The 21,658-nt window shown below is 67.4% G+C and carries 19 protein-coding genes; 6 read left to right on the top strand and 13 right to left on the bottom strand.

What is annotated here, in order from left to right:
• Positions 1-5: 5 nt before the first annotated feature.
• The 5 genes from rpoN (at position 6) to EST26_RS07805 (ending at position 6,315) form a co-directional block, all read left to right on the top strand.
• Positions 6-1,583, top strand: a complete 1,578-nt coding sequence (gene rpoN / locus EST26_RS07785; protein ID WP_291066767.1) for an RNA polymerase factor sigma-54 — start codon at positions 6-8, stop codon at positions 1,581-1,583.
• Between the two features lie 173 nt (positions 1,584-1,756).
• On the top strand, positions 1,757-3,034 hold the full coding sequence (locus EST26_RS07790; RefSeq protein WP_291066768.1) for a THUMP domain-containing protein: 1,278 nt from the start codon (positions 1,757-1,759) through the stop codon (positions 3,032-3,034).
• An 85-nt stretch (positions 3,035-3,119) separates the two neighbouring features.
• Positions 3,120-3,740, top strand: a complete 621-nt coding sequence (gene gmk, locus EST26_RS07795) for a guanylate kinase (protein ID WP_291066770.1) — start codon at positions 3,120-3,122, stop codon at positions 3,738-3,740.
• A 25-nt stretch (positions 3,741-3,765) separates the two neighbouring features.
• Positions 3,766-3,969, top strand: coding sequence for a DNA-directed RNA polymerase subunit omega (rpoZ, locus tag EST26_RS07800; RefSeq protein ID WP_291066773.1), 204 nt, complete (start codon positions 3,766-3,768; stop codon positions 3,967-3,969).
• Between the two features lie 87 nt (positions 3,970-4,056).
• Positions 4,057-6,315, top strand: coding sequence for a bifunctional (p)ppGpp synthetase/guanosine-3',5'-bis(diphosphate) 3'-pyrophosphohydrolase (locus tag EST26_RS07805; protein ID WP_291066775.1), 2,259 nt, complete (start codon positions 4,057-4,059; stop codon positions 6,313-6,315).
• A gap of 5 nt (positions 6,316-6,320) precedes the next feature.
• Here EST26_RS07805 and greB read toward each other — a convergent pair whose 3' ends face one another.
• From greB to ppc, 13 genes are all read right to left on the bottom strand, one after another.
• On the bottom strand, positions 6,321-6,872 hold the full coding sequence (gene greB / locus EST26_RS07810; RefSeq protein WP_291066776.1) for a transcription elongation factor GreB: 552 nt from the start codon (positions 6,870-6,872) through the stop codon (positions 6,321-6,323).
• A 64-nt stretch (positions 6,873-6,936) separates the two neighbouring features.
• Positions 6,937-8,475 carry a complex I subunit 5 family protein gene (locus EST26_RS07815; RefSeq protein WP_291066777.1) on the bottom strand — a complete coding sequence of 513 codons (1,539 nt, stop codon included), beginning with the start codon at positions 8,473-8,475 and terminating at the stop codon, positions 6,937-6,939.
• Entirely contained in the window at positions 8,472-9,974 is a 1,503-nt protein-coding gene (locus EST26_RS07820; protein WP_291066779.1) for a proton-conducting transporter membrane subunit, read from the bottom strand. Before EST26_RS07820 ends, EST26_RS07815 begins: the two co-directional genes overlap by 4 nt.
• A complete protein-coding gene (locus EST26_RS07825; protein WP_291066781.1) occupies positions 9,971-11,425 on the bottom strand; it encodes a proton-conducting transporter membrane subunit in 1,455 nt (484 codons plus the stop codon). Before EST26_RS07825 ends, EST26_RS07820 begins: the two co-directional genes overlap by 4 nt.
• Positions 11,412-11,726 (bottom strand): NADH-quinone oxidoreductase subunit K, encoded by a 315-nt coding sequence (locus EST26_RS07830; RefSeq protein WP_291066783.1) that lies wholly within the window; start codon positions 11,724-11,726, stop codon positions 11,412-11,414. Before EST26_RS07830 ends, EST26_RS07825 begins: the two co-directional genes overlap by 14 nt.
• Positions 11,723-12,631 carry a hydrogenase subunit MbhD domain-containing protein gene (locus EST26_RS07835; RefSeq protein ID WP_291066785.1) on the bottom strand — a complete coding sequence of 303 codons (909 nt, stop codon included), beginning with the start codon at positions 12,629-12,631 and terminating at the stop codon, positions 11,723-11,725. Before EST26_RS07835 ends, EST26_RS07830 begins: the two co-directional genes overlap by 4 nt.
• A 4-nt stretch (positions 12,632-12,635) precedes the next feature.
• Positions 12,636-15,026 (bottom strand): phosphoketolase family protein, encoded by a 2,391-nt coding sequence (locus EST26_RS07840; protein WP_291066787.1) that lies wholly within the window; start codon positions 15,024-15,026, stop codon positions 12,636-12,638.
• Positions 15,007-15,492: a PGPGW domain-containing protein gene (locus EST26_RS07845; RefSeq protein WP_291066789.1), complete on the bottom strand. Its 486-nt coding sequence runs from the start codon at positions 15,490-15,492 to the stop codon at positions 15,007-15,009. The genes EST26_RS07840 and EST26_RS07845 overlap by 20 nt, the downstream gene beginning before the upstream one ends.
• On the bottom strand, positions 15,489-15,806 hold the full coding sequence (gene mnhG / locus EST26_RS07850) for a monovalent cation/H(+) antiporter subunit G (protein ID WP_291066791.1): 318 nt from the start codon (positions 15,804-15,806) through the stop codon (positions 15,489-15,491). Before mnhG ends, EST26_RS07845 begins: the two co-directional genes overlap by 4 nt.
• A complete protein-coding gene (locus EST26_RS07855) occupies positions 15,803-16,903 on the bottom strand; it encodes an AI-2E family transporter (RefSeq protein WP_291066792.1) in 1,101 nt (366 codons plus the stop codon). The genes mnhG and EST26_RS07855 overlap by 4 nt, the downstream gene beginning before the upstream one ends.
• Complete coding sequence (locus EST26_RS07860) at positions 16,890-17,177, bottom strand: cation:proton antiporter (protein ID WP_291066794.1); 288 nt, start codon at positions 17,175-17,177, stop codon at positions 16,890-16,892. Before EST26_RS07860 ends, EST26_RS07855 begins: the two co-directional genes overlap by 14 nt.
• Entirely contained in the window at positions 17,174-17,671 is a 498-nt protein-coding gene (locus tag EST26_RS07865) for a Na+/H+ antiporter subunit E (RefSeq protein ID WP_291066796.1), read from the bottom strand. The genes EST26_RS07860 and EST26_RS07865 overlap by 4 nt, the downstream gene beginning before the upstream one ends.
• Before the next feature lie 9 nt (positions 17,672-17,680).
• Positions 17,681-20,560 (bottom strand): phosphoenolpyruvate carboxylase, encoded by a 2,880-nt coding sequence (gene ppc / locus EST26_RS07870; protein WP_291066798.1) that lies wholly within the window; start codon positions 20,558-20,560, stop codon positions 17,681-17,683.
• Between the two features lie 129 nt (positions 20,561-20,689).
• Between ppc and hemC the strand changes: the two genes are divergently transcribed.
• A complete protein-coding gene (hemC, locus tag EST26_RS07875) occupies positions 20,690-21,652 on the top strand; it encodes a hydroxymethylbilane synthase (protein WP_291066800.1) in 963 nt (320 codons plus the stop codon).
• Positions 21,653-21,658: the final 6 nt, after the last annotated feature.

Raw genomic sequence — 21,658 nt, forward strand, 5'->3', positions numbered from 1 at the left:
TGAACATGAAACAGGGCCTGTCGCTGCGCGTCTCGCAACACCTGGCGCTGACACCACAGTTGCAGCAATCGATCCGCCTGCTGCAACTCTCGACGCTGGAGATGGCACAGGAAGTCGAGCAGATGCTGGACGACAACCCATTTCTGGAGCGCGAGCAAGAAGCCGCCGAAGGCGAATACTTTGAACCGCAGCCGGCCGATGCGCCCGGGGGTGCGGGCGAACCCAGCGCTGATGCCGCCAGCGCGCCGCCCGAACGCGGCCAAGACGCGGCTGCGCCTGATGAGCCGCTGCAGAGCCCCCTCGACGCGGCGCCTGCGCTGGAGCAGAGCTGGGACGGCGACGGCAGCCTGGAACAAAGCGGCGACGACGGCGAATGGGGCGGCGAAGCCGCAGCCCGCCAGTCTGAGTCGATCGACGACGAAAACGCCAGCGCGAGCGATCTAGCGCGCGCGCCGATCACGCTGCAAGACCACTTGCACGAGCAAGCGCGCTGTCTGCGCCTGGACGAACCCGACCGCGCCGCGCTGCACCTGCTGATCGAATCGATCAACGACGACGGCTATCTGGAAGAAAGCCTGGACGAACTGGCTGCTGCCTGGCTGCGCCTGTCGAACCCGGCAACGGGGCCAGACGCCGCCGACGCGTCCGAGCGCCTGGCCCTGGAGCAGCGCCTGGCGCGGGCCTTGCACCTGTTGCAGCAGATGGATCCCATCGGAGTCGGCGCGCGCGACCTGGCCGAATGCCTGCGGCTGCAAATTCTGGAGCAACGCAACAGCCCGCAGGCGCGCGCGGCGCTGGCGATCTGCGAGCAAGCGCTGGAACTCATCGCCAAACGCGACTGCAAGCGCCTGTGCCTGCTGTGCGGCATCGATGAAGCCTGCGCCCGCGCCGCACTGGCGCTGATCGCGCGCCTGGAGCCCAAGCCCGGGCGCCGCTTTGCCGATGTCGAGCGCAACGTGGTGCTGCCCGACGTCATCGTCACGCGCGCCGGACGCGGCTTCAAAGTGCAGCTCAACCCACAAGTGATGCCGCGCCTGCGCGTACACGACGTCTACGCCAACGCCCTGCGGCAACAGCGCAGCTCCAGCAGCAACGCCGCCCACGCCGGCCTGCAGCAACGGCTGCAGGAGGCGCGCTGGTTCATCAAGAACATCCAGCAGCGTTTCGACACCATCTTGCGCGTCTCCAGCGCCATCGTCGAGCGCCAGCGCAGCTTCTTCATGCATGGCGAGCTCGCCATGCGTCCACTGGTGCTGCGTGAAATCGCCGACGAACTCAGCCTGCACGAGTCGACCATCAGCCGCGTCACCAGCGCCAAGTACATGGCAACACCGTTTGGCACTTTCGAACTGAAGTATTTTTTTGGCTCCGCACTGGCCACCGAGACCGGCGGCAACGCCTCGAGCACCGCCGTGCGCGCACTGATCAGGCAGTTCGTTGCCGCCGAGCCCGCATCGCAGCCGCTGTCGGACCAACAGCTCTGCGAGCTGCTGCGCGAACAAGGCATCGAATGCGCGCGCCGCACCGTGGCCAAATACCGTGAAGCCCTGCGCATCGCGCCCGCCAGCCTGCGCAAACGCTAAGCAGCGCTAACGGGCATGACTTTGAAAGCCACCCCAAAAAATGAAAGTCATGCCCGTTCTCCCTCACCCCCAACCCCTCTCCCGCACGCGGGAGAGGGGAGCGAAGTGAGTCGCGGCCCGACTCTCACGTTAACGCCCTCCCACTGCGGCGCACCCGGGCCCACCCTACACCCATGAACCCATTGAACCTGTTCTTGCCCTGCGCCGCTGGCGTGGAGGATTATCTGGCCGACGAGGTGCAGCGCATCACGGCGCAACCGCTGGCGTTCAAGACGCGCGGCGGCGTCGGCGTACAGGCGTCCTGGCGCGAAGCCATGCGGCTGAACCTGCACAGCCGACTCTCTCAACGGGTATTGGTGCAGCTGTGGCACGGTGGCTACCGCAACGAACAAGACCTGTACCAAGCGGCCAGCGCGGTGGCGTGGGAGGCCTGGTTCACCCCGGCGCAGACCATCAAGGTCGAAATCACCGCCCAGCACAGCCCGCTGACCAGTCTGAACTTTGCCGCGCTCAAGATCAAAGACGCGCTGTGCGACCGCTTTCGCACCACCTGCGGCGCACGCCCGAGTGTCAACACCACCTGGCCCGACGTGCGCATTCATGCCCACCTGGGCACCGACCAACTCACGCTCTACATCGACACCTCAGGCGAGCCGCTGTTCAAGCGCGGCTGGCGGCAAGACACGGGCGACGCGCCGCTGAAAGAAACCCTGGCCGCAGCGCTGATTGCCGCTTGCGGATGGAATGGCGCGCAGGCGCAGACGCTGGAGCAGATCGAACCGCTGGTCGACCCCTGCTGCGGCAGCGGCACGCTGCTGATCGAGGCGGCACAGATCGCGCTGCGAATAGCGCCCGGGCTGCAACGCCGCTTTGCTTTTGAACAACTGCTGCCGTTCCAGCCCCACGTCTGGAACGCGCTCCAGGACGAAGCGATCCGCCAACAACGCGCCTGGCCAGCCGGCCACGGCCCGATCGTCTTTGGCAGCGACGTCTCGCACCGCATGGTCGATTTTGCCCAGCGCAACGCCGAACGCGCCGGCGTGGCGCAAGCAATCCTGCTGCGCGGCGGCGACGCGCTGCAACGCCTGCCGCCTTGCCCGCGCGCCGGGCTGCTGCTGCTCAACCCGCCTTATGGGCAGCGCCTAGCCGCCGCCGGCGTGGCCGGCCAGCGCGCGCACGAACGCGCCCAGACCAGCGCACGCGAGAGCGCACAAATGGCCGACGGCGGTGACGCCGACGCATTCTTCGAGCAGTTGGCCGCGCACTGGAAAAGCCACTACGCCGGCTGGACCGCCTGGGTGCTGACGCCAGACCTCAAGCTGCCAGGCAAAATGCGACTGAAAGAAACGCGCCGGGTGCCGCTGTGGAACGGCCCGATTGAATGCCGCTTGTTCCGCTTTGACCTGACGGCACGGCGCAGCCCGGCCGCAGCCCAGAGCGCTAGCCACTGAGAGGCCGAGCGTGTTTCGCTCTCCTGCCCGCCGGGCAATTGAAGGACAATGCCGCTTGCCCGCCGTCACCTCACCCTGCCAGCCCATGCCACACTGCGCCAACCTGTATGTCGTCGCCGCCCCCAGCGGGGCCGGCAAGTCCAGTCTGGTCAAGGCGCTGATGGAGCTGGACGCGCGCGTTGCGCCCTCGATCTCACACACCACCCGGTCACCGCGTGGGCAAGAACTGCACGGGCGCGAGTACTACTTTGTTGGCAACGACCGTTTCGACCAGATGGTGGCTCAGGACGCGTTTCTGGAATGGGCCCAGGTGCATGGCAACCGCTACGGCACCAGCAAAGCCGCAGTTGAGCAGCGGCTGGCACAGGGCGCCGACGTGGTGCTGGAAATCGACTACCAAGGCGCCATCCAGGTCAAGCGCATCTTCCCCGCAGCGGTGCTGGTTTTCATTCTGCCGCCCAGCTGGGAAGAGCTGCGCGCGCGCCTCGAACGCCGCGCCGAAGACAGCGCCGCCGTGATCGAGCTGCGACTGCAAAACGCCGCCACCGAGATGGCGCACGCGCAGGAATTCGACTTCGTTATAATCAACGACCTGTTCGAGCGGGCCTTGTTTGATCTCAAGACCATCGTCCACGCCCAGCGGCTTCGGTTTTACGCCCAGCGTGCCACCCGCAGCGACACCTTCCGTTCGCTGCGCCTCCTTTGACTACCCTTTTTTTAAGAGTCTGCCCATGGCACGCATCACCGTCGAAGATTGTCTGGAAAAAATCCCGAATCGCTTTCAGCTCGTGCTGGCCGCCACCTACCGCGCCCGCATGCTCAGCCAGGGTCATGCGGCCAAGATCGAGAGCAAGAACAAGCCCGGGGTGACCGCGCTGCGCGAGATTGCCGAAGGCAAAATCGGCCTCGAAATGCTGAAAAAAGTGCCTCTTTAAAGCGCCTCAGCCCAGAACACCGCACCGCCCCGTGCGGTGTTTTTTTTGGCTTGAGCGATGCCGCTCAGAAGGCGCTAAAGTAGCAAGATGAGCACCGCAGTCGATTCCGCTGTGCGCCCACCCGGCGCCGCCGCATCCGGCCCCACCACCAGTGCGGCCGCGGCCAGCTTCGCCGCCTTGTTGAGCCGGCTCGACTATCTGGGCGCGGGCGAAATCGAGCACGTCCGCCGCGCCTACCGCTTTGCCGACGAAGCCCATCTGGGGCAACTGCGCCGCAATGGCGACCCCTACATCACGCATCCGATCGCGGTCGCCGCCCAGTGCGCCGAATGGAAGCTCGACGCACAAGCGCTGATGGCCGCCCTGATGCACGACGCGATGGAAGATTGCAGCGTCAGCAAACCCGAGCTGACCGAGCGCTTTGGCGCGCCGGTGGCCGAATTGGTGGACGGCCTGACCAAGCTGGAAAAACTCGAATTCGACACCCGTGAGCAAAACCAGGCCGAGTCGTTTCGCAAAATGCTGCTGGCCATGGCGCGCGACGTGCGCGTCATCCTCATCAAGCTGGCCGACCGCATGCACAACATGCGCACCATGGACGACATGCCACGCAGCAAGTGGCAGCGCATCAGCAGCGAAACGCTGGAGATTTACGCCCCGATTGCGCACCGGCTGGGCTTGAACTTCGCGTACCGCGAATTGCAAGACCTGTCTTTTCGTTTCCTGCACCCCTGGCGCTACGCGGTGCTGAACAAGGCGCTGAACAAGGCGCGCACGCGCCGCAAAGACCTGATCGCGCGCGTGCAGCGCGAGGTGGAAAACGTCTTTGCCGCGCACGGCACGGCCGCGCGCATCGTCGGGCGTGAGAAAACGCTGCACTCGGTCTATCAGAAAATGAAGTTCAAGCGCCTGTCATTTTCACAGGTGACTGACATTTACGGCTTTCGCATCGTCGTGCCCGAAATCAATGACTGCTACTGCGGCCTGGGGCTGCTGCATCAGCTCTACAAGCCCTTGCCGAGCAAGTTCCACGACTACGTGGCCATCCCCAAGCTCAACGGCTACCAGTCGCTGCACACCACACTGGTGGGCCCGTTTGGCACCAACATCGAATTCCAGTTGCGCACCCATTCGATGGATGTGGTGGCCGAATCGGGCGTGGCGGCGCACTGGCTCTATAAAGCCAACGAGCCCGGCAGCGACACCTCGCAGCGCCTGGGCGCACAGTGGCTGCAGTCGTTGCTCGACATCCAGCAAGAAACCCACGACGCGGCAGAATTCTGGGATCACATCAAAGTCGACCTGTTTCCCGACGCGGTCTACGTGTTCACGCCCAAGGGCAAGATCATGTCGCTGCCGCGCGGCGCGACTGTGGTGGACTTTGCCTACGCCATCCACAGCGGCGTGGGCAACCGCACGGTGGCTGCGCGCATCAACGGCGAGCAACAGTCGCTGCGCACCGAACTGAACAACGGTGACGTGGTGGAGATCATCACGGGCGAGAACGCCGAACCCAACCCGGCCTGGCTCTCGTTCGTCAAGACCGGACGCGCGCGCTCCAAGATACGCCACCATCTGAAGACCGCGACGCAAGAAAAATCGATCGAACTGGGTGAGCGCATGCTCAGTCAGGCGCTGCGCTCCGAAGGCATGGCCGCTCTGCCGGCCGCCAACGGTGAGCACAAAGCCCTGTGGGACAAGCTGCTGCGCTTTACCGGCAACAAATCGCGCGCCGAACTCCTGACCGACATCGGCACCGGCAAGCGCATCGCCAACATGGTCGGCAAAAAACTCGCTGTGCTGCTGACCGAGGCCGGGCACAGGCCAGACGCCTTGCTCATCAGCACCGAACGCTACGCCAGCGGCGCTGACGGTTCCAGCGCGCAAGGCGTGGTCTCGCTCGACGGCAGCGAAGGTCTGTCGGTGGAATACGCTGCCTGCTGCAAGCCGATTCCAGGTGACCGCATCGTCGGCCACATCGGCCGTGGCGAGGGTCTGGCAGTACACACCGACGAATGCCCGGTCGGCAAGCGGCTGCTGCGGCGCGACAGCGAGCGCTTCCTGGAGGTGGAATGGTCAGATGAACCGAGCCGGGCCTTCGAGTCCACCATCGCCGTCACGGTAGCCAACGGCAAGGGCGTGCTGGCCAAAGTGGCGGCCGCGATTGCCGCCGCCGAGTCCGACATCACCCACGTGTACATGGGCGACGAGCCCGATCTGAGCGCGGACGACATTCGCTTTTCGATCGCGGTGCGCGACCGAAAACACCTGGCCGAGGTGTTGCGCAGCCTCAAACGGTGTGCGCCGGTGCTCAAGGCGCAGCGCGTCAAAAGTGTCAAGACCTGATCAGGCTAGGGCTGCGGGTAACGCACCGCCAGCAGTTCGAGCTCCTGCGCGCCGTCCGGCAGCAGCAGACGCACCACGTCACCCGCCCGCGCCTTGAGCAGCGCGCGCGCCACCGGTGCAACCCAACTGATCTGACCCTGCGCGCTGTCGGCTTCGTCCACGCCCAAAATGTGGATCGTGGTCTGCCGGCCCGCCGCATCGGCATAGGTCACGCAGGCGCCAAAAAACACCTGATCGCTGCCGTGGTGCCTGCAAGCGTCGACCACCTCGGCGATTTCGAGCCGCTGGCTCAGGTAGCGAATGCGTCGGTCGATTTCACGCAGACGCTTCTTGCCGTACAAGTAGTCGCCATTTTCAGAGCGGTCGCCGTTGCCGGCGGCCCAGTGGACGATCTCGACGATTTTTGGCCGTTCGACGTCGAGCAGGGCGAACAACTCAGCGCGCAGACGCTCGTAGCCGGCCCGGCTGATGTAATTCTTGCCGCCCGGGATGTTCAGTTCGGGCGGCTGCTCGTCGGCATCGTCCGCCTCAGACTCGCGCGTAAAGGCCTTGCTCATGCGCGCATCATAAAACGACTGCAGCACCAAGACCACGGATGACGCAGCGCTGGCTGGCCGGCTCTCAGGACGCGGACTTCCTTGCGCGGGCAAGCATTCTGCTGCCCAGGGCAGCGGCGACCCGTTCCAGCGCGCACACCAGATCGCCCGGTGGCAGCGCGGGTGCGCGCCAGCGCAGGCGCCGCGCCAGCAGCAGCAGCAAAACCGCCAGCCCGATTGGCCCCAACGCCAGCGCCAGCGTGCCCAGCTCCAGGTGATGCGCCGCGCTGAGGACGGGCGCCACCCCCCACGGAGCCGCCCAACCAGCCAGCAGCAGCAACCCCCACGGGAGCGCCAGACCGGGTGGGGCCGCTGCGGCTGGCCGGGCCGCGACCAGCCACAACAGGCGCAGCATCAACACCCCGGTGCCGACGGCGGCCAGCGCCAGCAGCAGTGGCCACCAGGCCGCCATACCGCCCTCCCAGGGCAGCAGCGCGTCTTTGAGTTGCGCCTTGGCCAGCAAGCCGCTGGTCAGCGGTGCACCAGCCAGCGCCAGCGCCGGCAGCGCCAGCCCAGCCAGCACCCAGGCACGCGCGCCATGTGCCTGCGCCACGCCCAGGCCAAGAAACAAGGCGCTCTTGGCCAACGCATGGTGCAGGGCGTAAAAACAAAGCGCCGGCAACAACAGCGGCCACAAGGTCGGCGTATGCAGCCCGGCGCCCACCGCCAGCGCCATGAAGCCCATCTGGCTGATGCTGGAGTAAGCCAGCAGCACCTTGGGCTCGCGCTGCATCAAGCCGGCGGCGACGCCGAAAAACAGCGCCAGCACACCAGCCGATAGCAAGGCCGTGCCGATTTCGGGCAAGGCCACGTTGCCCAGCGGCAAAAAGCGCAGCCAACCCAGCAAGCCGGCCTTGAGGATGACGCCCGAGAGCAGCGCCGAGGCCGGCAGCGGCGCCACCGGATGCGCCAGCGGCAGCCACATGTGCAGCAGCGGCAGACCGACCTTGACCCCAAAGCCAAGCAACAACAGCACTACCGCCGTGGGCGCAGCAACCTGAGTCAGATCGGCCAGCAGCAAGGAATCGGCGGCGTATGCAGTCAGCCACATGCCGGCCACCAGCGCGCCTTCGGCCAGCAGTGCCATGACGATGTACACCCGCCCGGCGCGCCGGGCCTCGGCGCTGCCGCTGTGTACCACCAGCCCGTAGGCGGCAAACGTCATGAGCGCGAACAACAGGTAAAAACTGGCCAGGTCGGCAGCCAGGCAAAGCCCCAGGTTGGCGCCCTGGGTGGCCAGGAAAAAAAACCAGAAGCGATGCCGGCGCGCGTCAGCGCGCAGATAAGCCCGGGCATAGCAGCCCGCCAGCAGCCAGACCAGCGCGGAAAACCCCAGGAACAGCCGTCCGGTGGCGTCGAGTTGCAAGCGCGCACCCAGCAGCAGCCAGGGCAAATCCAGCGTCAGACCCACAGGGGCGCCCAGGACCAACAGCAGCGCCGGCAGCGGCGCCAGCAAAGCCAGCCGCTCGATCAGCGGACGACCCGCGCGCCAGCCCAGCAGTGGCAGCAGCAGCAGCGGCGCCAGCAGCGCCAGCGGCAGCAACCAGGGCGCCAGTGCATTCATGGCAAATAAGCGCGCGCGGCGATCGAACGCGCCCACTCGAGCGGGCTGACGCTGCTGCCCGCCAGCAGCCCGAGCGCCAACACGGCGGCGGCGGTAAACAGCGGTGGCAGCAGCAACAAGCCGGAAGTCTCCCAGGCGCCGCGCCGCGCCAGGTTCTCGTGCCGCCAGGGCCCGGCCGGCGGGTTGAACCAGATGCGCTGCAAAATGGGCAAAAAGTAAGCAGCGTTGAGCAAGCTGGAGAGCACCAACACCGCCAGCACCCAGGGCATGCCGGCTGCCAGTGCGCCCTGGCCCAGGTACCACTTGCTGATGAAGCCGGCCGTCGGCGCGACGGCGATCATGCCGAAGGCCGCCACGCTGAAGGCCGCGCTGGTCCAGGGCATGCGGCGGCCAACGCCGTCGAGTTCGCTGACCCGATGCAGTCCGAGCGTCTCGGCGTAGTTGCCCGCGCAAAAAAAGAGCGTGATTTTCATGACGCCCTGATGCACCAGGTGCACCAGGGCGCCGATGGTGCCCAGCGGGCCCAGCAGCGCGGTGCCGAGCGCGATGTACGACACCTGGCTAACGGTCGAATAAGCCAGGCGCTTTTTCAGATCGTCTTGCTGCAGCGCGCGCAGCGAGCCCCAGACGATGGTGGCGCAGGCCAGCAAAACCAGCGGCAGCAGCAGGCCAAGCGCATGCGCGAACTCGACGCCGTAGACCTCATAGACGATGCGCACGATGCCGAAGGCGCCGGCCTTGACCACCGCCACCGCGTGCAGCAGCGCCGACACCGGCGCCGGCGCCACCATGGCTTGCGGCAACCAGCCGTGCAGCGGCACCAGCGCCGCCTTCACGCCGACCCCGGCAATCAACAGCACGAAAATGATTTGCAATTCAAGCGTGTGCTGCGGCGCCAGTGGCGCCAGCACGCCACCGGCGCTGAACTCGGGCTGGCCGACCAGGCTGTGCAGCCAGACGATGCCGCCCAGCAACAGCGCGCCGCCGGCCAGCGTGTAGGCCAGGTAAATGCTGCCACCGCGCAGCGCTGCCGGACTGCCGCGGTGCAACACCAGCGGCAGCGTAGCGAGCGTCAGCAGCTCGTAGAAAATGAAAAAGGTGAACAAATTGCCGGCCATGGCAATACCGACCGTGGCGGTCACGCACAGGCTGAAAAACCCAAAAAAACGGCTGCGCTGCGGCGAGGTTTCCAAGTAACCGATGGCGTACAGCGTGGTGCACAGCCACAGCAGCGCCGACAGGGTGACGAACAGCAGCGCCAGCGGGTCGGCATTGAACACCAGTTCGATGCCGGGCAGCATCGCAAAGCTGAATTCGTAGCTCTGCCCGGCCTGCACGCCGCGCAGCAGCACGCCCACCAGCACCAGCTTGGCCAGGGCGCCGAACAGGTTGAGCGCGCTGCGCAGTTTGACGCTGTGTTCGGGCAATAGAAAAATCAGCAGCCCCGGCAGCAGCGAAGAAGCCAGCAAGGCCAGCGGCAGCGCTTCGTTCAGGCTCATGCCAGCCCCAGCGACAGCAGGCGCCCCAGCGCAACGCCAAAAAAACCCAGCAGCACGCTGGCGGCGGCCAGCCCGAAGGCGACCCATTCCAGGCTGCGCGGCACGGCGTGGCGCCGAATCGGTTGCGGCGCCAGTTGAAAAGCCGGACGCAGCACCCGATACACATAAGCCGCCGTCAGCAAGCTCGCGCCAAGCAGCAGCGGCACCCAGCCCCACTGGCCCTGGGTCAGCGCGGCGTCGATCAGCAGCCACTTGGCGAGAAAGCCGCCCGAAGGGGGCAGGCCGCACAGCGTCAGGCCCGCCAGTGCAAAGGCAAACAGCGTCAGCGGCTGCGTCTGCGCCGTGCCACGCAAACCCGCCACCAGGGGCTGTCCGGTCGCCAGCAGCAGCACGCCGGCGGCGGCGAACATGGCGGCCTTGGCCAAACCGTGCGCCAGCGCTTGCAACACGCCGGCCTGCACGGCCACGCCGTCGGCGGCCAGCAAGGGGAAGATCAAAAACAAATAGCCCAGTTGCGCCACAGTGGAATACGCCACCAGCAGCTTGAGTTCAGGCGCGCGCAGCGCCTGCCAGCCACCCCAGAGCACGGCAGCCGCGCCCAACAGCCCGAGCGCCAGCGCGGCCACCTCGGCCAGCGGCGCGAACACGCCCAGCGCGAGCCGCAGCACGAGGTAAAAACCGGCTTTAACCACCAGCGCCGACAGCAGCGCCGACACCGGTGCGGCGGCGCTGGCGTGCGCTGCGGGGAGCCAGAAATGAAACGGCAACAGCGCGGTCTTGGCCAGCAGTGCCAGCAACATCAACGCCGCCGCCGCCCACGCCGCCAGCGGCACGTGCGCGCGCAGCAAGGGCGTCAGGGAGGCGATGTCTACGCTGCCGTAGACGCCGTAGAGCAAGGCCACGCCGAGCAAATAACAGCCCGAGGCGGCCAGACTGACCAGCAGGTAACGCAGCGCCGCTTGCAGCCGCGCTGCGCCGCCGCCGGCGGCCACCAGCGCCACGGCCGCCAGGCTCAAGAGTTCGAGCGTGACGTAGATATTGAACAAATCGGCCGACAGCAGCAGGCTGTTCATGCCGGCGAGCAAAAAACCGCTCAGCGGCCAGAACCAGGCCGCTGCCGCGCCCTGCCCCGGCAGACGGAAATAGGCGCGCGCGTACAGCGCCAGCGGCCAGGCGACGGCCTGCGTCAGCAGCAGCATGAGCACGCTCAGGCCGTCGGCCAGCAGGTCTATGCCCAGCGGCGCGCCCCAGCCGCCGACGGCGTGCGTGCGCGGCCCCTCAGTCAGCAGTTGTGCGGCCAGCAGCAGCGCCAGCGCCAGTTGCACGCCCAGGCAGGCGATCGCCAGCCGCGCGCCACGCCCCGGGCCGAGCACGAAGGCCAGCGTGGCCCAGGCCAGCGGCAGCACGATCAGCCAGGGCAGCGGATCGAGCAAGGAATCAAGTGCAGTCATGCTGCTGCTCGGGCGCGCGTTCGGCCGGCGCCGCCGCAGCCTCCTGCAGACGGCGCAGCAGCGCCAGCGCCAGCGCGGTGGCCGCCACCGTCACCACGATGCCGGTCAACACCATGGCCTGCGGCAGCGGGTCGGCCCCGCCAGCGCGTTGCGCCAGCCCGACAAACACCAAAAAAGCTCCGCTGCCCATGATGTTGAAGGCCAGAATTTTGCGCAGCGGCTGCGCCAGCAGCAGCATGGCGCCCAGGCCGAGCACGAACAGCGCGACCCCGGCCAGGGCGTAGAGCAACCCCGTGCTCATGGCAGGCCGCGCTGCTGCGCCAGCAGCAGGTACAAGCCGGCCAGCAGCAAGCCGAGCGAGAGCGTCAGACCGGCCTCGATCAGCAGGATCAGCGCACCGGCCCAGGCCGGCGGGTAAAGCAACAGCGCGCCTTGGCTCAGCAAGAGCGCGGCCAGCAGCAAAAACAACCCAAAACCCGCCGCCAGACCCAGGCGCAGCAGGCGGCTGGGCTCACCCCAGGCTGGCAGCAGCCCGGCCAGATGCAGCAGCACAGCGGCCGCACCCAGCACGGCAGCGGCCTGAAAAGCGCCGCCGGGCTGGTGTGCGCCGGCCCACAGCATGTAGCCGGCCACCAGAATCATGAGCGGGGTCAGCAGCCGCGCCAGCGTTTGCAGCAGGGGATCGGCGCTGGCCGGTGCGGGCAGCGCCTGCGGGTGCCGGCCCAGCGCCAGCAGGCCGAGCAAGGCCACCAGCAACACCGCCACTTCGAGCAAGGTGTCGTAAGCCCGAAAGTTCAGCAGCACCGCCGTCACCGGGTGCGTCACGCCGCTGCTGGCCATCTGCGCCTCCAGCAGCGGGGCCACGCGCTGGCTGGCCAGCGGCGCCTGCAACACCGCCAGCAGCAGCCCGGCGCCCAGCGCTGCAAGGCCAGTCAGCAGCAGCCAGCGCACGGCACGCCGCTGCGGCAACGGGGTGGTCGCTGGCACGCCCAAGGCGTCGAGCAGCAGGGCGCCGGTCAGGCCGGCGCCGATGGCAGCCTCGGCCAGCGCCAGGTCGGGCGCGTCCAGCCGCACCCAGGCCAGCGTCATCAGCAGGCCAAAGACGATGAACAGCACCACCGCGCGCACCAGCTCGGGCGCTGCCAGCGCGCGCCAGGCGCTCCACAGCAGCGCGGCGACCAGCAGGGTATCGAACGCCAGGCTCATGGCCTCAGCCGCCGGCGATGGCGGCGGGCCAACGCCAATCCCGAATCTGCGGCAAATCTTCTCCGTGGCGTTCGATGTACTCGCGGTGCTCGATCAGTTTGTCGCGCATCAATTGCCGGATGCGCGCGGCCTTGTAGCCCAGCGTGGGCACGCGGTCTATCACGTCGCACACCAGGTGGTAGCGGTCCAGGTCGTTGCGCACCGCCATGTCGAACGGCGTCGTGGTGCCGCCCTCCTCCTTGTAGCCGCGCACGTGCAGGTTGCCGTGGTTGCGCCGCCGGTAGCTCAGGCGGTGGATCAGCCAGGGGTAGCCGTGGTAGGCGAAGATGATGGGCTGTTTAGTGGTGAACAAGGTGTCGAAGTCGCGCTCCGACAGGCCGTGCGGGTGTTCTTCGCGCGGCTGCAAGCTCATCAGATCGACCACGTTGACGACGCGCACCTTGAGCGCGGGCAGGTGCTGGCGCAGCAGATCGACGGCGGCCAGCGTCTCCAGCGTCGGCACGTCGCCAGCGCAGGCCAGCACCACGTCGGGCTCGCCATCCACGTCGTTGCTGGCCCATTCGAAAATGCCGATGCCGACCGCGCAGTGCTTGATCGCGGCATCCATATCCAGCCACTGCGGCGCCGCTTGCTTGCCGGCCACGATGACGTTGACCAGGTTGCGCGAGCGCAGGCAGCGGTCGGTCACGCACAGCAGCGTGTTCGCGTCCGGCGGCAGATAGACCCGGATGACGTCGGCTTTCTTGTTCACCACGTGGTCGATGAAGCCGGGGTCCTGGTGCGAGAAGCCGTTGTGATCTTGGCGCCAGACGTGCGATGTCAGCAGATAGTTGAGCGAGGCGATCGGGCGGCGCCAGGGGACCTCTCTGCACACCTTGAGCCATTTGGCGTGCTGGTTGAACATCGAACTGACCAGGTGGATGAAGGCCTCGTAGCAAGAAAAAAAACCGTGCCGCCCGGTCAGCAAATAGCCTTCCAGCCAGCCCTGGCAGGTGTGCTCGGAGAGGATTTCCATCACGCGGCCATCGGCCGACAAGCCCTCGTCGTCGGGTTGGTACTCACCCAGCCAGGTGCGCCCCGTCACCTCGAACAAAGCATCCAGCCGGTTGGAGGCGGTTTCGTCCGGGCCGACGACGCGAAAATTACGCGCCGCCAGGTTGCACCGCATCACCTCGCGCAAATAGCCACCCAGCACGCGCGTGGCCTGTGCATCGCACGCGCCGGGCTGCGGTACGGCCACGGCCGAGGCGCGAAAATCCGGCAGCCGCAGCGCGCGCAGCAGCAGGCCGCCGTTGGCGTGCGGGTTGCTTCCCATGCGGCGCGTCCCTTGGGGCGCCAGGGCGGCTATTTCAGCCCGCGGCGCGCCCTGTGCATCAAACAATTCCTGCGGCCGGTAGCTCAGCAGCCAGTCTTGCAACTGCTGCAACTGGACCGGATCGTGCGCGGTGTTGGCCAGCGGCACCTGGTGCGAACGCCAACTGCCCTCGCTCGGCTTGCCGTCGACGTGCTTGGGGCCGGTCCAGCCCTTGGGGCTGCGCAGCACGATCATCGGCCAGCGCGGCCGCTGCAGCGGCGTGCTGCGGGCGCCAGCGCGTGCGGCGCGCTGAATGGCACGAATCTCGGCCAGCACCGCGTCGAGCGTGGCCGCCATCTGCGCGTGCATCGCCGCCGGCTCTGAACCTTCGACGAAATACGGCTGGTAGCCATAACCCTGCAACAGCGCCAGCAGCTCGGCGTGCGGGATGCGCGCCAGCAACGCCGGGTTGGCGATTTTGTAGCCGTTGAGGTGCAGGATAGGCAACACCGCGCCGTCGCTGGCGGGGTTGAGGAATTTATTCGAGTGCCAGGCAGCAGCCAGCGGCCCGGTCTCGGCCTCGCCGTCGCCAATGACGCAAGCAACGATCAACTCCGGGTTGTCGAACGCCGCACCGAAGGCATGCGAGAGCGCATAACCGAGTTCACCGCCCTCGTGGATCGAGCCCGGCGTTTCGGCGCCGACGTGGCTGCCCACTCCGCCGGGAAAAGAGAACTGCCGCAGCAACTCGCGCATGCCCTCGGCGTCGCGCCTCAGGTGGGGATAGATCTCGCCGCAACTGCCTTCGAGCCAGGTGTTGGCAAACAGCGCCGGGCCACCGTGGCCGGGGCCGGCAATGTAGAGCACGTCAAGGTCGAACCTGTTGATGACGCGGTTGAGGTGCGCGTAGATGAAGTTCAGCCCCGGCGTTGTACCCCAGTGGCCAAGCAGCCGCGGCTTGACGTGTGCGGCACTCAGTGGCTCGCGCAGCAGCGGGTTCTCGAGCAGGTAAATCTGTCCGACCGAGATGTAGTTGGCCGCGCGCCACCAGGCGTCTAGCCAATAGAGCTCGGTGCCGGACTCAGTGGCTGTAAGGGTCATGGGGTGCTCCGTTGCCTGCCGCTGGCTGGGCTGGGTCGGTCTCGTCGTCGCCGCATTCGTCCGGGTGCAGCAGCGGCGGCTGGCCCGAACGTGCGCGCATCCAGTTCACGCCCGAGAGCGCGCGCGGGCGTTTGATCAGCCAGCGCTCCAGGGCGTATTTGCCCGGGTAGTTGGCGATCATCAGCCCGGCCAGCAGCGTCACCAGCCCCTGACCAGGGGTAAAGAGCGTGATCAGCCCGACCAGCACCAGCAAGCCGCCGATCAGGTTTCGCAGCAGCGCCAGCGCCAGCGCCAGCACGGGGTGGCGCTGGGGCACGGCACGGCGTCGGCGCGCACAGAAATAATCGACCGGCAGGCGCGAGAGCACCAGCGGCAGCAGCGCCAGCGCCGCCACCAGTCCCAGCACCGAGAACGCCAGCGCCCAGGCTGCGTGCAGCGCCAACCAGTCGAGCCAGGCCGCCGTCATGAGCGCGCAGACCCTTGCTGGGCGGGTTTGATGCCCAACGCGTCGGCACGCCCGGCAATGGCGTAGCCCAGCATGGTGCTGGCCAGCAGCACCAGCGCCCAGATCAGCAACAGCTTGAGCACCAGACTCAGGTGCTCGGCCTGCAAGGCCAGCCCGAGCACGATGCAGCCCAGCCCCAGGTTGTCGGCCTTGGTCAGCGCGTGCAAGCGGGCGTAGACGTCCGGAAAGCGCAGCAGGCCGACGGTGCCGGCGAAATAAAAGCCTGCACCCAGCAGCAGCAAGGCGTGACTCAACCAGGTCAGCAGCTCGCTCATGGCTCGCTCCGCACACCGGGGTCAGCATGGGCGGCGGCCCATTCGCGCCACAGCGCCAGCAGCACGGCCAGAATCACCGGCCCGACGAACAGGCCGACCAGGCCGAAGGCGGCCAAGCCACCGAGCACGCCAAACAACACCAGCAGAAACGGGATGTTGGCCACGCCGCTGATGACCAGCGGGCGCACCAGGTTGTCGATCCAGCTCACCGCCAGCATGCCCCACAGCAGCAGGCCGATGCCGGCGCCGATCTGGCCTTGCAGCAGCAGCCAGATGCCGATCGGACCCCAGATCAGCGGCGCACCAAACGGAATCAGCGCCACCAGCGCGGTGGTCGCACCCCAGAACGCCGGCGCCGTCACCCCGGCGGCCCAATAACCCAGACCGGCCATCACGCCTTGGGTGATGGCCGCCAGCAAAATGCCATAGACCACCGCCCGCGTGGTGTCTCCCACAGCGGCAAAATAGCTCTGCACGCGCTCGCCGAGCAGGCCGCGCAGGATGTTGCGCAACTGCTCGAGCAGGCGGTCGCCATCGCGAAAGAGAAAGAAGCAGGTCAGCAGCGAGACCACGAACAGCATCAGGTTGACGCCCAGGTCGCCAGCGACGCGCAGCGCCGAACCGGCCCATTGTTGGGCCAGCGTGCTGGCGTAACGGCCCCAGGCGGCCTGATCGGCGCCGATTTCGAGCACCAACTCCTGCAGCCAGGGGCCCAGCCAGGGCAGGCGCAAAACAGCCTCGGGCAGTTGCACGCCGCCTTCGAGCAGCGCGGCCAACTCGGTCAGCGCCAGCGTCAGCTCGCCGCGCAGCAGCAACACCATCCACAGCAAGATGCCGCTGAGCAGCAGGGTCAGCAGCAGCGTCATGACGAATGCCGCCCAGGCCCGGTGGCCGCCCAGCCGCGCCTGCACCCGCAGCAGCAGCGGCCAGGTGACAAAGCTCAGGATCGCGGCCCAGGCCAGCGCGACCAGGAATGGCTGCATGACGACGAAGCCGACCAGCAACAGGCCGGCCAGCAAAGCGGCGATGACGGCACGGCGCAGCCACGGCGGGGTTGGCCCCTGGCCGCTGCGCAGGTCGGCTTCAGGCTCGGTCATTGCGGCTCTCCCGGCCCCAGGCGCGCAGGGCGAAGGCCAGACCGGCAATGGCGGCCAGCAAGGCCAGCAGCAGCGCCACGTCCAGCAGCGCCGCCCGCACCGCTGCGGCGCCGTCGGCGTGCGCCAGCAGCAGCAGCGCACCGACGCCGGTGCTGCCAAACAGCAAGGCGGCCAACATGCGGTCGGCGGCGGTGGGTCCGCGTGCCGCGCGCACCAGGGCCAGCAACAGATTGCACAGCAAAAACAGCGCCAGCGCGCCTTCCAGGTGGTTCATGTCGATGATCTCCAAATGCGCGCGACCGCCGCCTCGGCGGCGCGCATCTCTTCGCGGACGGCCAGACGCCGATCGAGCGCGTGCAAGCGCAGCGTGTCGCCCAGGACGCGCACGCTCAGGGTGCCGGGCAGCAGGCTCAGGGTGCAAAGCAGCAGCACGCGCGCGGCGCCGGGCGCGAGCGTCAGGGGCAGATCGAGCAGGGCCGGCTCGATGTCCAGGCGCGGGCGCAGCGCCAGCGCAGCGACCTGCAGACCGCCCTGGATCGAGTGGCGCAGAAAGAAGCCGGCAAAAGCCAGGCAACCGAGCAACGAGAGCGGCTTCGAAGCGGGCGGCAACAGGTGCAGACTGGCCAGCAGCGCCAAGGCCACGCTGGCCGCGCCCACGCCCCAGGCATAGGTGCGGCCATCGGTCAGGGTCCACCACAGGGCGGCCAACAGCAGGCCGCGCCCCAGCGTGGCGAGCAGCCAATCGGTTGCAGCGACGCGCCGTTTCATGTGCTGGCCTCAACCGGTGTTGCGCAGACCAGCCGCGATGCCGTTGATCGAGAGATGGATGCCGCGCTTGACCTTGTCGTCGCGGTCACTCGGGTGCAGACCGGCGCGAAAACGCCGCACCAGCTCGACTTGCAGGTGGTGCAGCGGATCGATGTAGGGGAAGCGGTGCTGCATCGAGCGTTGCAGCGCGGCGTTGTTGGCCAGCCGCTGCGCCTGGCCGGTGATCAGCGTGAGCGCGTCGGCGCTGCGCTGCCATTCGGCTTCGATGGCGCCAAACACGCGCTGGCGCAGCGCCAGGTCGGGCACCAGCTCGGCGTAGCGCGAGGCCAGCGCCAGGTCGCTCTTGGCCAGCACCATGTCGATGTTGGACAGCAGGGTGCTGAAAAACGGCCATTGCTGCAGCATCGCCTGCAACAGCGCGTGTTGCTGCGCTGCGCCGCCGGGGCCGTGCTGCTGCACAAACGCCTGCACCGCAGAACCAAAGCCGTACCAGCCCGGCAACGTCAGGCGGCACTGGCCCCAACTGAAACCCCAGGGAATGGCGCGCAGGTCTTCGATTCTCTGCGTTGCCCTGCGCGAGGCCGGGCGCGAGCCGATGTTGAGCTCGGCGATCTCACGGATCGGCGTGGCGGCAAAAAAGTAGTCGGCAAAACCAGGTGTCTCGTACACCAGCGCGCGGTAGGCCGCCATGCTGCGGCGCGAGAGCTCGGCCGCCGCCGCCACGAACTCAGGCGGCGCACTGCGCGTGGTTTGCAGCAGCGTGGCCTCCAGCGTGGCGGCGACCAGGGTTTCCAGGTTGCGCTGCCCGATCTCGGGGTTGGCGTATTTGGAGCCGATCACCTCGCCCTGCTCGGTCAGGCGAATCTGGCCGCGCACCGTGCCCGGCGGCTGGGCCAGAATCGCCTGGTAGCTCGGCCCGCCGCCGCGCCCGACGGTGCCGCCGCGGCCGTGGAACAGCCGCAGTTGAATCGGTCTGGCCTGGGCTTGGTTGATTTCGTCAAACACCGCCACCAGCGCGATTTCAGCCTGATACAAGGCCCAGTTGCTGGTAAAAATGCCGCCGTCCTTGTTGCTGTCGGAGTAGCCGAGCATGATTTCTTGCTCACCGTAGCCGTCGGCGGCGCCGCGCTGCACCAGCTCGCGCACGCCGGGCAGGGCAAAATAATCGCGCATGATGGTGGCCGACTGCGCCAGGTCTTCGATGGTCTCGAACAAGGGCACCACGATCAGCTCGCAGACGGCGTTGGGCGGGCCGGCACTCAGCAGGCCGCGCAGCAGACCGGTTTCTTTTTGCAGCAACAGCACTTCGAGCAAATCGCTGACCGCTTCGGTATGGCTGATGATGGCGTGGCGAATCGCCGCTGCGCCCAGGCGCTCGCGCCCCTGGCGTGCCGCCTCGAAGATCGCCAACTCGCTGTGCGTGTGGGCCGAATAGGCCGCGCCCGGCACGCGCAGCGGCCGCACGTCGTTCAACTGGCGCAGCAGCACGGCGCGCTTGCCGGCCTCGCCCTGCGCGCTGTAAGCGGGCTCGACGCGCGCCGCAGCCAGCAATTCGGCCACCACTGCCTCGTGCTGCTCGGAACTCTGGCGCAGGTCCAGCGTGGCCAGATGAAAGCCAAACACATCGACCGACCGCAGCAGCGCTTGCAGCCGCACGCGCACCAGCGCCGCGCCGTGGTGGGCCAGCAAAGAGTCTTCTATGGTGCGCAAATCGGCCAAAAATTCGCTTGCGCTGGCGTAGGGGTCTTGCGGCGCCAGCGCGTGGCGCATCGCATCGGTGCCGCTGAGCTTTTTCAGCGTGGCGGCCAGGCGCGCATAAATGCCGGTCAGCGCACGCCGGTACGGCTCGTCCTGACGGTGCGCGTTGCGGTCGGGCGAGCGCTCGGCCAGCGCTTGCATGGCCGCACTGACCGGAACCAGCACGGCCGACATCGATAGCTCGCCACCCAGCAGATGCACCTGCGTCAGGTGCTGGCGCAACACCAGCTCGGCCTGGCGTTGCAGCGCCAGCTCCAGCGTCTGCGCCGTCACGTTCGGGTTGCCGTCGCGGTCGCCGCCAATCCACTGGCCCATGCGCAAAAAACTGGCAACCGGCGCCGGCGGCGCGCCCGGCGCCGACAGCCCTTGCTCCAACTCGCGATAAAGCTGCGGCAGTTGCGGCAGGAAGGTGCTTTCGTAATAGCCCAGCGCGTTTTCAATTTCGTCGGACACACTCAGCTTGGTAAAGCGCAGCAGCCGGGTCTGCCACAACTGCGTCACGCGCGCGCGCATCTGCGCCTCGATGTCGGCCTGCTCGCGCGGGGGCAACTGGTCGCGGTGCTCGCGCTGGCTCAGCAAGCGCGCCAGCGCGCGTTCGGCGTCCAGAATGCTTTTGCGCTGCACTTCGGTCGGATGCGCAGTCAGCACCGGCGAAATGTGGCACTTCGCCAGCGCGCGCCGCACCTGGTCGGACGTGATACCGGCGTCTTGCAGGCGTTGCAGCGTCAGCGCCAGACTGCCTTGCTGCAACTTGCCGGCGCGCTCGTGCACCGCGCGGCGGCGCACGTGGTGGCGGTCTTCGGCCAGATTGGCCAGGTGGCTAAAGAAAGTGAAGGCGCGGATTACGCTCACCGCCTGCTCGCTGGGCAAGCCTTCGAGCAGGCTTTTCAGCGCCAGATCGGCCGCCGGGTCGGCGTGGCGACGAAACGAGACCGAGAGCTGGCGGATTTGCTCGATCAGATCGAACACCGCCTGCCCTTCTTGCTCGCGAATCACGTCACCCAGCAAACGCCCGAGCAGACGGATGTCGTCGATCAAGGGTTGATCCTTGCCGTTGCGGGCCTGGGGCCTGGCCACAGGCTCGATCCAGTCGGCGAGGGCGGCAGCGGGCTGGGCGGTGCTCAGACTCATGCGGGACTTGCGCAGCGGGAGCGCGAAAATGTTTTGACAGGGCCCATGCTAGCATCCAAAGCCGCCTCAACGGCAAGCTGCGGCGTAACCACACCGCCTTGGCCGTGAACATTTTTTTTTCGACCCACCGTGCCCGATTCAAACGCCTGCCCCGCCTTGTCCATCACCATTGCCACCCGCGAGAGCCGCCTGGCGCTGTGGCAGGCTGAACACGTCAAAGCCCGGCTCGAGCAGGGCGGCCATCGCGTCAACCTGCTCGGCATGACCACCTTGGGCGATCAGATTCTGGATCGCAGCCTGTCCCAAGTGGGCGGCAAGGGCTTGTTCGTCAAGGAGTTGGAACTGGCGCTGCAAGAAGGCCGGGCCGACATCGCGGTGCATTCCCTCAAAGACGTACCGATGACGCTGCCTGATGGCCTGCTGCTGGGCTGCGTGCTGGAGCGCGAAGACCCACGCGACGCATGGGTCTCGCCGACTTGCGCCGGTCTGGCCGATTTGCCTGCGCAGGCCGTGGTCGGCACCTCCAGCCTGCGCCGCCTGGTGCTGTTGCGTGCCGCGCTGCACGCGCTCGGGCGCGACGACGTGCGCATCGAGCCGCTGCGCGGCAACCTGGACACTCGCCTGCGCAAGTTGGACCAAGGTCAGTACCACGCCATCGTGCTGGCGGCGGCCGGCCTCAAACGGCTGGGCTTGGCGTCGCGCATCCGCCACATTTTCGAGCCTAGCGACGCGCTGCCCGCCGCTGGGCAGGGTGCGCTGGGCATAGAACTGTGCGCCGGGCGCAGCGACCTGATCGAAGCGCTGGCCCCGCTGGTGCACCAGCCGACCTGGCTGTGCGTGGCGGCCGAGCGCACGGTGTCGCGCGAACTGGGCGGCAGTTGCTCGGTGCCGCTGGCCGCTTATGCCCACTGGACGGCGCCAGACTGCTTGCAGCTCGATGCCGCCTGGGGCGACCCGGACGGCCGCGGGCCACTGCTGCGCGTCGTTGAGCACGCGCAGGTGAGCACGCTGGCGCAGGCTGAGTTGCTGGGCCAGCGCGCCGCTGCTGCGCTGCGCGCCGCTGGCGCCCAGCCGGCCGCTGTTACCGGCTGATACGGT

Source organism: Hydrogenophaga sp. (assembly GCF_014773545.1).
Classification (GTDB): domain Bacteria; phylum Pseudomonadota; class Gammaproteobacteria; order Burkholderiales; family Burkholderiaceae_C; genus Hydrogenophaga.

Coding starts and splice junctions, on each gene's coding strand:
- rpoN (WP_291066767.1), top strand. CDS start 6: ATGAAACAGGGCCTGTCGCTGCGCGTCTCGCAACACCTGGCGCTGACA.
- EST26_RS07790 (WP_291066768.1), top strand. CDS start 1,757: ATGAACCCATTGAACCTGTTCTTGCCCTGCGCCGCTGGCGTGGAGGAT.
- gmk (WP_291066770.1), top strand. CDS start 3,120: ATGCCACACTGCGCCAACCTGTATGTCGTCGCCGCCCCCAGCGGGGCC.
- rpoZ (WP_291066773.1), top strand. CDS start 3,766: ATGGCACGCATCACCGTCGAAGATTGTCTGGAAAAAATCCCGAATCGC.
- EST26_RS07805 (WP_291066775.1), top strand. CDS start 4,057: ATGAGCACCGCAGTCGATTCCGCTGTGCGCCCACCCGGCGCCGCCGCA.
- greB (WP_291066776.1), bottom strand. CDS start 6,872: ATGAGCAAGGCCTTTACGCGCGAGTCTGAGGCGGACGATGCCGACGAG.
- EST26_RS07815 (WP_291066777.1), bottom strand. CDS start 8,475: ATGAATGCACTGGCGCCCTGGTTGCTGCCGCTGGCGCTGCTGGCGCCG.
- EST26_RS07820 (WP_291066779.1), bottom strand. CDS start 9,974: ATGAGCCTGAACGAAGCGCTGCCGCTGGCCTTGCTGGCTTCTTCGCTG.
- EST26_RS07825 (WP_291066781.1), bottom strand. CDS start 11,425: ATGACTGCACTTGATTCCTTGCTCGATCCGCTGCCCTGGCTGATCGTG.
- EST26_RS07830 (WP_291066783.1), bottom strand. CDS start 11,726: ATGAGCACGGGGTTGCTCTACGCCCTGGCCGGGGTCGCGCTGTTCGTG.
- EST26_RS07835 (WP_291066785.1), bottom strand. CDS start 12,631: ATGAGCCTGGCGTTCGATACCCTGCTGGTCGCCGCGCTGCTGTGGAGC.
- EST26_RS07840 (WP_291066787.1), bottom strand. CDS start 15,026: ATGACCCTTACAGCCACTGAGTCCGGCACCGAGCTCTATTGGCTAGAC.
- EST26_RS07845 (WP_291066789.1), bottom strand. CDS start 15,492: ATGACGGCGGCCTGGCTCGACTGGTTGGCGCTGCACGCAGCCTGGGCG.
- mnhG (WP_291066791.1), bottom strand. CDS start 15,806: ATGAGCGAGCTGCTGACCTGGTTGAGTCACGCCTTGCTGCTGCTGGGT.
- EST26_RS07855 (WP_291066792.1), bottom strand. CDS start 16,903: ATGACCGAGCCTGAAGCCGACCTGCGCAGCGGCCAGGGGCCAACCCCG.
- EST26_RS07860 (WP_291066794.1), bottom strand. CDS start 17,177: ATGAACCACCTGGAAGGCGCGCTGGCGCTGTTTTTGCTGTGCAATCTG.
- EST26_RS07865 (WP_291066796.1), bottom strand. CDS start 17,671: ATGAAACGGCGCGTCGCTGCAACCGATTGGCTGCTCGCCACGCTGGGG.
- ppc (WP_291066798.1), bottom strand. CDS start 20,560: ATGAGTCTGAGCACCGCCCAGCCCGCTGCCGCCCTCGCCGACTGGATC.